The following is a 12314-nucleotide window of genomic DNA, read 5'->3' on the forward strand; positions in this document are numbered from 1 at the left end:
CAACAGGAAAAGCCCAAGTCATGGCGAATTTTTTAAATATGATATAACTTATGGATATAGCATTCACTGGCACAAGGAGGAAGCAGGATTGGACAACTACCGGCGCTGGCTGATAATAATAACCGTAATAGTGCTTGCTGCTGGTTGGCTGGGAATGAGTTTGGCAGTAAAGCTAACCGAAGAGGAGCTGCGGAGCAAGCTGCTGCTTAGGGCTGCGACAGCGGCAACCATGATTAGCTATGACCGGGTGGAACGACTGACTGCTACGGAGGCCGACAGTGGGACGCCTGATTATGAATATTTGCGAGAACAGTTGATAGCTACGCAGGCACTTAACGCCGATTGCCGATATGTGTATTTGTTGAAGATGGTGGATAATCGAATGGTATTTCCCATAAGTACAGAGCCGATAACCTCTGATGACTATACTCCACCTGGTTATGAATATAAACAGGCGTCTGATGAACTTTACCAAATATTTGTAGATGGCCAAGCTTTTGTCGAAGGACCGCTGCGCGATGAATGGGGGCTATGGGTATCGGGGCTTGCTGCTGTGTGTGATCCGGAAGACGGGCGGGTGATTGCCGTTTTGGGGATAGATATAGCAGCCAGCGACTGGCAGGCTGCTATTGTTACCACACGGCTTATCGTCCTTGGTGTTACACTGGCTGTATTGAGTATGATATATGCTTTAGTTTATGCGCTCAATACTTCAGAAAATGCGGCGAGAAGGGTATATCTGGCAGAGAAGCAGGCGAAAGAGGCGTTGGAAGCCGTTAGTCAGGGGAAAAGTCAGTTTCTGGCCTATTTAAGCCATGAAATCCGTACGCCGGTTAGTGGTATTTTGGGCGTCAGCGAGCTGTTGGAAACCACCCTGTTGGATAAACGCCAGCGTGACTATGTTAGCACTATTGCTTACTCAGCCCATTCCTTATTATCTGTGCTTAACGAGGTATTGGATTTTTCTAAAATTGAGGCCAATAAAATGAAGGTAGATCATAGTAACTTTGCATTTCGTCCTGTGGTAGAGGGCGTAGCTACCATGTTACAGGCAACTGCTCTTAACAAAGGGCTTGACCTGAGCGTAAGGATTGAGCCAAGCATTCCGCAGCTAGTGGTCGGTGATTCGGCCAGACTGCAGCAAGTTCTGTTAAATCTTGTCGGTAATGCGATAAAGTTTACTGAAGACGGGAAGGTGGAGATTAAAGCCGTATGTCTTCAGCAAGATACCAATACCGTACAGGTAAAAATTACTGTTACTGATACCGGGATTGGCTTAAACCCAGCTGAAATCAATATGCTGTTTCAGCCCTTTGCTCAGGCCGACGGGGCTAACGCCCGCAAATATCTGGGTTCAGGACTGGGCCTGTCCATTTCAGCCAGTCTAGTAGAACTAATGGGCGGTGAGATTGGGGTTACCAGTAACAAAGGCGAGGGTTCATCTTTTTGGTGTACCCTTCCCTTGGGAGTAACTAATCTGGATAGTGAAGTAGTGGTTAACGAACCTGTTGTCAATACCAAACTAATCGAAGAGATACCGACTTGGTTAATTCAGTCTGCTGCTGCTCCAGAGAAGATTGCTGATGTACTTATTGTTGAAGATAATCCGGTAATTCAGCAGGTAGTTAGTTCTCAGCTAGGGCATCTTGGAATAACAGCTGATGTTGCTGGTAATGGTCAGGAAGCTGTGCAAAAGGCACTGCAGAGAGAATATAAATTGATTTTCATGGATTGTGGTTTGCCGTTATTAGATGGAATGGCTGCTACTCGTCTTATTCGGGAACGAGAAGCGACAATCGGGCGGCACACTCCGATTATCGCTTTATCTGGAAGATCGATGCCTGACGAACAGCAGCAGTGTTTGGCTGCCGGGATGGATGAGTGTTTGGTAAAACCAGTTTCCATCCGGGATATCAGGCAAACGGTGGAGCGCTGGCTGCCGCAGGTGGCGGTTGATGGCATTGATATCGGTGTACTTAGGGAATTAAAACAGTTGGCTGATAGTGGACAGTCTGAGCTGGATATATTTATTGATGCTTATCTGGAGGAACTGCCGCTGCTTACTGACAAGCTGCGACACGCCATGTTTACTTGTGACGCTGCCCAAGTAAGCGCAGCGGCGCACAGCTTAAAGTCAATGAGTGCAACTATTGGGGCTAAACGGCTGGGTGAATTATTCAGCAGTTTGGAGCAACTTGCTAATAATGAGCAGAGTGATAGTCATGGTGAAGCAAGAATGCTAATGAGTAAAATTGATATAGAGTGCAAGCAGGTGGGAGTAGCCCTCAAAAATGCCGCCAGCTTATTATAATGTAAAGGTATGGTGAGAATATGGCGTACCAGATATTATTGGTTGATGATGTGCTCTTAAACCGCAAGGTGGTCAAGGTAGCACTCAGCTGCTTGCCGGAAGTTACTTTTCTGGAGGCTACTGATGGTGTTAATGCGTTGGCGTTGATTCATAGTCAAAGGATCGACCTGATTATCCTCGATCTTATTATGCCGGGGGACGAATCGGGCTTTGATGTATTGCGGGAAATTAAGGAAAGTGTGCTTTATCAGCATATTCCCGTCATTGTTTACTCGGCTGTTTCAGATACGGCAAGTATCAGACAGGCACTGGAAATGGGAGCCTATGATTATCTTATCAAGCCGCTAAAACCGCAGGAATTGCAAAGTGTTTTGCCAGAAAAGGTCAGAGATGCCTTGCAATCTGTTGAAAAAAAAGATGACAAGCAAATCGTGGTAAGCCGGTCTTGTGTGCCTGGTGCTAGGGTGGGGGAGCAGCTTGTCGTTGGGGCGGTTACCACAGAAGAGGCGGCAGCCATCAAAGCGTTGACTAACCATAAAACCGAGCTCAAACTACAACTAAAACGGCTTTTTGATATGGATAAGGAAGAATTGTACTGCACCTTGTATGATAGGCTTATTCAAGAGATGGGCGAAGTATCGGCAGCTTGCGAACAATGGTGGGATGAAAAATATGATAAATATCAGTGGGACAATATTGTTGGTGACGAGATTGAGATTGATTATGACAGTGGTCAAGTCCTGATGAAAAATACAACAGAGAGCGCGGAGCACCAATCTGACGACCCAAAGAAACAAGAGTGAAAATTAAAAATATTTAAATGGCGTGAGATTGTCTACTATGATATAATCAATCTAGAAAAATATAACAAAAGAGGGGGTTTCTGGATTGAGAAAACTTTTCTATCCCCGGCAAGTGGCAGGTTGGTTGATGGTAGCCGTGCTTATTGCGGCCATTTTACCATTCGCAGTTTCGGCTGAACAGGCACCAGTAAAGAATGTAATTATTCTGATGACAGATGGTACCGGCTCTACCCATACTACTATCGCCCGCTGGTTTAAAGGGGCACCACTTTCTTTGGATGAAATACTGGTAGGCGGCGTTAGAACCTATGGTGCTGAATCCATAATTACCGACTCGGCACCGGCGGCCACGGCCTTTGCTACCGGTTATAAAACAAGCGATAAATTTATTGGCATCTTGCCTGATAAAATTACTACCCCTGGCGTAGCGCCAATCGAAGAAGCTTTGAAAACCAAACCAGTACCGAGCGTGCTCGAAGGTGCTAAATTGGCTGGCAAGGCCATCGGCCTTGTTGCTACTTCTAACATTCAACATGCCAGCCCGGCCAGCTATTCGGCACATTGGCCTGACAGAAACAACTACAACGAGATTGCCGAGCAACAGGTTTATCTTGGTATTGATGTTGTATTAAGTGGTGGAGAAAAATACTTATTACCGAAGGAACAGGGTGGTCAGCGTGTTGACGGTGAAAACCTGCTAGCTGTTTTAAAGGCAAAAGGGTTTGGAATAGTGAACGAGCGAGATACAATGAATAAGTTCACAGGTAAAAAACTCTGGGGGCTGTTTGCTCCTGATGCTATGGCCTATGATATTGATCGCCAGCAGTTAGCACCCAAAGAGCCCTCGCTGGCTGAGATGACCAACAAGGCCATTGAAATTTTGTCACAAAACAAAAACGGCTTTTTCCTATTTGTTGAAGCTAGTAAAGTAGACTGGGCCTCTCATGCCAACGATCCCACAGGGGTTGTTAGCGATGTGTTAGCCTATGATGCTGCTGTACAAACCGCATTGGATTTTGCTAAAAAAGACGGTCACACACTGGTATTGGCTTTTGCTGATCATGGTAATGGCGGTATGAGCATTGGCAGCAAGGCAACTGATGCAACATACTCCAAAACTCCGGTGGAAGCACTCTTGCAACCACTTAAAAAAGCAGTATTAACTGGCGAAGGCGTTGAAAAAGTCTTAAATGGCAATCAAGAAGCGATTACTATCCGCCAGCTCATGAGTGAGTACTACGGTATTGATGATTTAACTGTCGATGAAATAACGGCTATTCAGAATGCTAAAAAAGGCAGTTTGAATGCAGTTATCGGCCCAATGATAAGCAAGCGCTCTATCATTGGCTGGACAACCACAGGACATTCGGGGGAAGATTTGTTTTTCTATGCTTATGGACCCAACCACCCGGTGGGCCTGATCCAGAATACTGATATTGCCCAGATTAGTGCCAAGGCATTAGGTTTTGATTTGAAACAAACGGACGAAAAGCTGTTTGTGGAAGCCGGTCAAGCTTTTAAAGCTATTGGTGCCAGTGTTAGTCTGGACGACACAGATCAGGAAAACAAGGTGCTGATTGTGAAAAAAGGTTTCAAAAAAGCTGAAATCCCAATCAGTAAAAATATCATAAAAATTAATGGTAAAAGTTATGAAATGAATGGCATTGTCGTCATTGCGCCTCGAACCGGTAAGGTATATATCCCGCAGCAAGCGGTAGAGTTAGCTAAAGCCGCTGGATTCTAGTGAATAAAGATAACTAGTTACGAAGTTTACAAGCGTCTGCCTGCGATTATGCGGGGCAGGCGCTTTTTTTTATTAACAAAGACTTAACACTAAATTAACCAAAACTATCCACCAACTATTTATAATGGACATGTACATAACAAATTCAAAGGAGGAGACAGGGTGAATAGGAGAACCAAATGGTTTAGTTTGTCGGCCGTGATTATTGCTCTAATTGCTGTTATGCTTGTATCTGCTTTTCCGCACCAACAGATTGCTACCGCTGGTGTTGATAACGGCTATGCCGGCAAGAAGGCAAAGTATGTATTCTTTTTTATTGGTGATGGCATGGGTATGCCGCAGGTAAATGCTGCTGAAATTTTCAAGGGTACGCTGGAAAGTGAAAACAAGATGCATAAAGGCAAACTTGGTTTTACAGTATTTCCAAATCAAGGTATGCAAACCACTCATTCGAACAATACCTTCATCACCGAATCGGCAGCAGCCGGAACGGCTCTGGCTACCGGACAAAAAACCAACAATGACATTCTGGGGATGGATGCGACAAAAACCGTGAAGCTTAAAACCATGGCTGAAATGGCTAAAGAGAAGGGTATGAAGGTCGGCATTGTATCCAATGTATCGATTGACCACGCTACTCCGGGCGCCTTTTATGCCCATGAGCCTACCCGCAAAAACTATTATGAAATCGGTCTGGCGCTGGTTAACAGCGGATTTGATTATTTTGCCGGAGGTGGCTTGCTATCTCCTACCGGATCGAAAAAAGATAAAACAAGTGTGTTTGAACTTGCGAAAAACAATGGCTATAAACTGGTTACTGCGCAAGATGAGTTTAACAATCTGAGCAAGCAGGACGGCAAGGTATTTGCCATTGCCCCGGAACTTGCAGCAGAAGCCGCGATGCCGTATGATATTGACCGCAGTTCCGGCCAGGTTACCTTGGCTGATTTTACCAAAAAAGGTATTGAACTATTAGACAACTCGCAAGGCTTCTTTATGATGGTAGAAGGCGGCAAGATTGACTGGTCCTGCCACGCTAACGACGCGGCAACAACTGTTCGCGATGTACTGGCCTTTGATGACGCTATTAATGAGGCTCTCAAATTCTATGCTAAGCATCCTAATGAAACGTTGATTGTTGTCACTGGTGACCATGAAACCGGTGGTATGACAATTGGCTTTGCCGGTACAGAATATCAAACCTTTTTCAGCAAAATTAACAAGCAAGACACATCCTTTGAAGCCTTCGACAAAAAGATAAAAACGTATCGCGAAACCGTCGACTCACAGTATGCCAACCTAAATGACTGGCTGCCTATTCTTGCAGACGAGTTCGGGTTAACAGATTTGACAGAATATGATAAAACCCGGCTGAGCAATGCGTTGGCTGCCAGCATGGTTGAGCCGAAGAAACGGGTCAAAGATCCCAATAGTTCTTTGCTCTATGGTACTTACGAACCATTTAGTGTTACCGTTACCCATATACTCAACCAAAAAGCCGGTATCGGCTGGACTACTTATGCACATACCGGTGTAGCAATACCAGTATTTGCGCAGGGTATTGGCGGTGAGCTTTTCCAAGGCTATTACGATAATACCGATATTGCCAAAAAGATTATGAACATTATGGGTGTCAAACAGCAATAGTTGCTGAGTAAACTTTAGAGAAAACCGGGCGGGATACCCGTCCGGTTGATCTAAACTAGGCAAGAAAGGATGCCGGTTATGCCTTATTCCCGGAATACAGATAAAATCTTTGTACTTGTTATCGCAATACTTTGCATCATATTATATTTCCTGCCGACGGGATTTCCAACCCAAGACGATGACTATGTTCGCAGTAAAGCCAAAGTAACTGCGGTTGATAACCAAGCCATACATCAGCGTGGCGTTGTTCAGACTGGTGTACAGGCAGTGAGCGTACAGGTTGTTGGCGGCGAGTTTGCCGGTCAGGAATTTGAGGCTACCAACACACTGCTGGGAAAGCTGGAGATGGACAAGGTATTTCAGACTGGTGATACCGCCTTGGTCGTTATCAAGGGAGAACATGGCCGGATTATCGCGGCTAATTTAATTGATCACTATCGGCTTGATCAAGAAGCACTCTTATTTGGACTATTTATACTCGCATTGTTCTGGTTTGCCCGTTGGACAGGCGTAAAAGCCGTGCTTTCCTTTGTTTTTACCATTTTAGTTTTGTGGAAAGTGCTCTGGCCGCTGTTTCTGAAGGGCTGGGACCCGATTATCCTTTCACTATTGGTTGTTTGCACCATTGTCGGCTGTGTTACTTTTTTGGTAACAGGGTTTGGCCGCACTGGCTTGGTATCTTTTCTGGGAACCATGTGTGGTGCGATTGCCGCTTGTTTGTTGGCAGTTTTATTTGGACAACTATTTAAGGTGCATGGTGCGGTGATTCCGTTTGCCGAAACATTACTGCATGTTGGGTTTAGTAATGTTGATCTTACTAAAATTTTCCTTGCAGGGATCTTTGTGGCTTCATCAGGAGCCATGATGGATGTAGCGGTTGATATTGCAGTAGCCGTAACAGAGCTTGTTGATAAAAATCCCTCCATTACCCGCAGTGAGGCAGTTGCCTCTGGCATGAATGTTGGCCGGGCAGTTGTCGGTACAATGACGACAACTCTACTACTGGCGTATTCCGGTTCCTTTACCGCCCTCATGATGGTATTTATGGCCCAGGGTACGCCAGTAATTAATATATTGAACTTGACCTATATTGCAGCAGAGATCCTCCACACCCTTGTCGGTAGTTTTGGTGTTGTACTTGTTGCACCCTTTACGGCTTGGCTGGCAGGTTGGCTGCTAACTGGTCAAAGAGTTTCTGAGTAAGCTATCCCTCTCCCCTTAAATAAAAGCACGGACTGCCTGCTTCTCATTTTTTGTGAAGCAGGCTTTGTGCTTTTCAATTTAAAAAAAGTAAGAGGTTCTATATTTCTCCCTTCCTGCGTAAATTAGTTGTATCTGCCATAGGGCCGATTTTTAAGGAGGGGACATATTGAATCATAAAGAATGGATTGCGATGGTTTTAGCTGGGGGGCGGGGTACCCGGTTGGGTGCGTTAACAAAGGCAGTAGCCAAACCAGCTGTAGCATTTGGTGGTCAATATCGCATTATTGATTTTACTTTAAGCAACTGTAAAAATTCCGGCGTAGATACCGTAGGGGTCTTAACCCAGTATCAGCCGCTTACTTTGCATGATTACATTGGTAATGGTGCTGCCTGGGATCTTGATCGAAAAGGCGGGGGAGTGCATATTCTGCCTCCCTATGCCAGCGCCAAGGGAGGCGAGTGGTATGCAGGTACAGCTGATGCGGTGTATAAAAATCGAGAGTTCATTGAGCAGTATGAGCCACAATATGTTGTTGTGTTATCAGGCGACCATATATATAAGATGGATTACAGCGTCATGCTTGAGCAGCATAAGCTGCGGCAAGCTGATGCTACTATTGGTGTACTGGAAGTGCCTTGGAGTGAGGCTGGCCGATTCGGGATTATGGAGACAACAGCAAGTGGGCGCATTATTGATTTTGTTGAAAAGCCTTGTCAACCCAAAGGAAATCAGGCTTCTATGGGTGTGTATATTTTCACATGGAAAGTGTTAAAACAATACTTGATGAAAGACGCGGCCCAGGCGGGTTCCAGCCATGATTTTGGGAAAAATATTATTCCAGCTTTATTAGCGGGTGGTCAGCGCGTGTATGCATACCGTTTTAACGGTTATTGGAAAGATGTAGGAACAGTAATTAGTTATTGGGAAGCCAATATGGATTTACTGGGGGATTCGCCGAAAGTAGTGCTTGACGATGCAGCATGGCCGGTGTACTCGCTGCGCCCAAGCCTGCCGCCGCATTATCATGGCGCTATGGCCAAGGTAAGCGATTCACTGATTGCGGGAGGGGTTACTATCCTAGGTGAGGTAGACAATTCGGTTATTTTTCCAGGAACTTATATTGGAGATGGGGTCAAGGTGAAAAATAGTGTTATTATGCCTTATGCCAGGCTGGAGCAGGGGGTGAGCGTTGACGGCGTTATTGTTACTCCCCATACAGTAATTACTGCCAGGATGGCTGGCGAGAAGGACTGCGGCATTATTCAGGTTGTCGATCAGTCAACAATCCAAGAGTCATCGGTGCCGGTCTGCTGGGCAGTGTAAAACATAGTAAAAGTATTAGAATGATGCAAATATTTTACAGGGATTTTCTATGCTGATAGAGAAGCAATACAAAAAATAATAGTTCACTATGGACAATAAAGGATGATAAACAATGACTGCTGCTTGCGTTAGTGATCAAGAGTTATACTTGTTCCATGAAGGTAGTCTGCAACGCAGTTACCGCTTGCTGGGGGCACATGTGGTAGCGGACGGTCGTGGGGTGCGCTTTGCCGTATGGGCGCCGAACGCCCAGGCCGTCCGGGTTATTGGTGATTTCAATAATTGGGATGGCAGTAGACATGCCCTCGAAAAGGTTAGTACCTGTGGTGTCTGGTCTCTATTTGTTCCTGAGGTTAATACTGGGGATCTTTATAAATATGAGATTATCACTGCAGCTGGTGAGATATTACATAAGGCAGATCCATATGCTTTTGCCGCAGAGATTAGACCAAAGACAGCATCAAAGGTGGCCTGCCTGGCAGGCTACACCTGGCAGGATACGGCGTGGCTGAAAAATAAGACTACGCCGTCTATTTATGAGCAACCTATGAATATTTATGAAGTGGATTTGGGATCATGGAAGCGGGGCGATGAGCGGCAGCCGCTCTCCTACCGAGAGTTAGCGCCAGAACTTGCCGACTATGCTGCCGATATGGGCTATACTCATATTGAACTGTTGCCAGTGGCTGAGCATCCTTTTGACGGGTCATGGGGCTACCAGGCTACAGGTTATTATGCGGTTACCAGCCGCTACGGTTCGCCTGAAGATTTTATGTTCTTGGTGGATTGCTGCCACCAGCGAGGAATTGGTGTTATTCTGGACTGGGTCCCGGGGCATTTCTGTAAAGATGCCCACGGCCTTGCTGAATTTGATGGTACAACCCTTTACGAATATGCTGATTTGTATCGCAAGGAAAATCGCGGTTGGGGTACGCTCAATTTTGATCTTGGTCGGCCTGAGGTTATGAGTTTTCTCATCTCCAATGTGCTGTTTTGGATGGAACTATACCACATTGATGGCATTAGAATGGATGCAGTGGCTAATATGTTGTATCTGAATTATGGGAAAGAGGATGGAGAATGGGCACCAAATTGTCATGGTGGCACCGAAAACTTGGAGGCTATCAACTTTTTACGGCGACTCAATGAAGCTGTTTTTGCCAATTACCCGGCGGCCTTGGTTATTGCCGAGGATTCAACGGCGTGGCCGCTAGTTACCCAGCCGACTGATGTGGGAGGGCTGGGCTTCAATTTCAAATGGAATATGGGCTGGATGAACGATATGCTGCGTTACATGGAGCTTGATCCGCTACACCGCCAGCACCATCATAAGTTAGTAACCTTTTCTTTTATGTACGCATTTTCGGAAAACTTTGTTTTGCCTTTATCGCATGATGAGGTGGTTCATGGCAAACGGTCGCTGCTTGATAAAATGCCCGGAGATTATTGGCAGAAGTTTGCTAATTTGCGGGCATTTTATGGTTACATGATGGCTCATCCGGGTAAAAAATTGTTGTTTATGGGGGGGGAATTTGGTCAGTTTATTGAATGGAATTACCAGGATAGCCTTGATTGGCACTTATTAGACTATGAAATGCATGGTAAGCTGCATAATTATGTCCGGGAACTTAATCATTTTTATTTGGAAAACCCGGCGATGTGGCAAAATGACCGGGATTGGCAGGGATTTTCCTGGATTGACTGCCAGGACTGGCAGCAGAGTGTACTGGTTTTTAAACGGCAAGGCAAACAGGCAGACGATTTTATTATTGCTGTAGTAAATTTTACGCCTGTTGTCCGGACAGAATACCGGATTGGCGTGCCTGCAGCCGAGTATTATCTTGAAGTATTTAGTAGCGACAGCTTGATTTACGGCGGCTCTGGGCAAGGTAACCCTGGTAATAGGCAGCCAGAGGCGATTCCTTGCCATAATCAACCGAATTCACTGGTTATTACACTACCGCCGCTGGCGATGGTATATTTTAAGCCAGCAGGACACCGGAAAAAGTAGCAAGCCCTGTAATTTTGATTGTAGAAGATATACTATGGGGGAGTGAAGTACTTTGCGCAGTAGAGAATGTGTTGCCATGATTTTGGCTGGCGGTCAGGGAAGTCGCTTGGGGGCGTTGACCAAAAAACTGGCTAAACCGGCGGTACCATTTGGCGGTAAGTACCGAATTATTGATTTTCCTTTAAGTAATTGCTATAACTCGGGGATTAATACGGTTGGTGTGCTGACTCAATACCAGCCACTTGCTCTTCATTCCTATATCGGAATTGGCAGCGCCTGGGATCTTGACCGGCGGGATGGCGGTGTCTATGTATTGCCGCCTTATGTACGGGAAAAAGGTGGGGAATGGTATAAAGGAACCGCTGATGCCATTTTCCAAAACATTAACTTTATTGAGATGTTTAATCCTGAGTATGTGCTGATATTGTCAGGTGATCACATCTATAAAATGGATTATTCCTTCATGCTTGATAAGCACAAAGCCTCCCAGGCCGATGCTACCATTGCCGTTATTGAGGTGCCTTGGGAGGAAGCTAGTCGATTTGGTATTATGAATACGTCGGAGGATGACCGGATTATTGAATTTGAAGAAAAGCCGAAAAACCCTAAGAATAACCTAGCCTCGATGGGCGTATACGTATTTAGCTGGCCGGTATTGCGGTCGTATTTGACAGGCGATGCCATTAGTGATATATCCAGCCATGACTTTGGTAAAGATATTATCCCACAAATGCTTGCTGGAAATGAGCGGTTATGCGCGTATCGCTTTGCTGGCTACTGGAAGGATGTTGGGACTGTGGAAAGTTTTTGGGAGGCCAACATGGATCTGCTTAGTGACGAGCCGGCCTTGGACTTATACGATCCGGATTGGCGAATTTATTCGGTGAGTCCAACCCAGCCCCCCCACGTGATTGCCAATACAGCCAGGGTGGTTTGTTCGATGGTTAGTGAGGGCTGCCAGGTTTTTGGGCAGGTGGAGAACTCGGTATTATTTCCAGGGGTTTATATAGGAGAAGGCGCTAAGGTTAAAGACTCTATTGTTATGCCATATGCCTCAATTGGCGCCAACGCCATAGTTAACAAAGCTATTATTGGTCGTAAATCAAGTGTTGAATTTGGTGCGCAGCTGGGGGTTAATGACCAGTTGGAACAAGAAGCCAGTCGCTGGTTTTCCGGGATAACGCTGATTGGCGAAAACCTGACAGTTACCAGCGAGACCAAGATTAAGCGCAATGCACTGCTTACTCGGCTGTAGGTTCTAGAAAGCAGAT

General features: G+C 45.6%; 8 protein-coding genes. All 8 read left to right on the forward strand.

What is annotated here, in order from left to right; genetic code table 11:
• Window positions 1-88 precede the first annotated feature (88 nt).
• Window positions 89-2311 carry an ATP-binding protein gene (locus tag ACZ449_RS23120; RefSeq protein ID WP_464258393.1) on the forward strand — a complete coding sequence of 741 codons (2223 nt, stop codon included), beginning with the start codon at window positions 89-91 and terminating at the stop codon, window positions 2309-2311.
• Window positions 2312-2331: 20 nt separating this feature from the next.
• Window positions 2332-3114 (forward strand): CXXX repeat peptide modification system protein, encoded by a 783-nt coding sequence (locus tag ACZ449_RS23125; RefSeq protein ID WP_464258394.1) that lies wholly within the window; start codon window positions 2332-2334, stop codon window positions 3112-3114.
• Window positions 3115-3199: 85 nt separating this feature from the next.
• Entirely contained in the window at window positions 3200-4858 is a 1659-nt protein-coding gene (locus ACZ449_RS23130) for an alkaline phosphatase (RefSeq protein WP_464258395.1), read from the forward strand.
• Between the two features lie 162 nt (window positions 4859-5020).
• Window positions 5021-6505, forward strand: a complete 1485-nt coding sequence (locus ACZ449_RS23135) for an alkaline phosphatase (RefSeq protein ID WP_464258396.1) — start codon at window positions 5021-5023, stop codon at window positions 6503-6505.
• A gap of 78 nt (window positions 6506-6583) precedes the next feature.
• Window positions 6584-7708 carry a YibE/F family protein gene (locus tag ACZ449_RS23140; RefSeq protein WP_464258397.1) on the forward strand — a complete coding sequence of 375 codons (1125 nt, stop codon included), beginning with the start codon at window positions 6584-6586 and terminating at the stop codon, window positions 7706-7708.
• A gap of 166 nt (window positions 7709-7874) precedes the next feature.
• The gene (locus ACZ449_RS23145) at window positions 7875-9032 is read left to right on the forward strand and encodes a glucose-1-phosphate adenylyltransferase (protein ID WP_464258398.1); all 1158 of its coding nucleotides are present in this window, start codon (window positions 7875-7877) and stop codon (window positions 9030-9032) included.
• 112 nt (window positions 9033-9144) lie between these two features.
• A complete protein-coding gene (gene glgB / locus ACZ449_RS23150) occupies window positions 9145-11043 on the forward strand; it encodes a 1,4-alpha-glucan branching protein GlgB (protein ID WP_464258399.1) in 1899 nt (632 codons plus the stop codon).
• Window positions 11044-11095: 52 nt separating this feature from the next.
• The gene (locus ACZ449_RS23155) at window positions 11096-12298 is read left to right on the forward strand and encodes a glucose-1-phosphate adenylyltransferase (protein ID WP_464258400.1); all 1203 of its coding nucleotides are present in this window, start codon (window positions 11096-11098) and stop codon (window positions 12296-12298) included.
• Window positions 12299-12314: the final 16 nt, after the last annotated feature.

Source organism: Desulfosporomusa polytropa (assembly GCF_055380075.1).

Coding starts and splice junctions, on each gene's coding strand:
- ACZ449_RS23125 (WP_464258394.1), top strand. CDS start 2,332: ATGGCGTACCAGATATTATTGGTTGATGATGTGCTCTTAAACCGCAAG.
- ACZ449_RS23140 (WP_464258397.1), top strand. CDS start 6,584: ATGCCTTATTCCCGGAATACAGATAAAATCTTTGTACTTGTTATCGCA.
- glgB (WP_464258399.1), top strand. CDS start 9,145: ATGACTGCTGCTTGCGTTAGTGATCAAGAGTTATACTTGTTCCATGAA.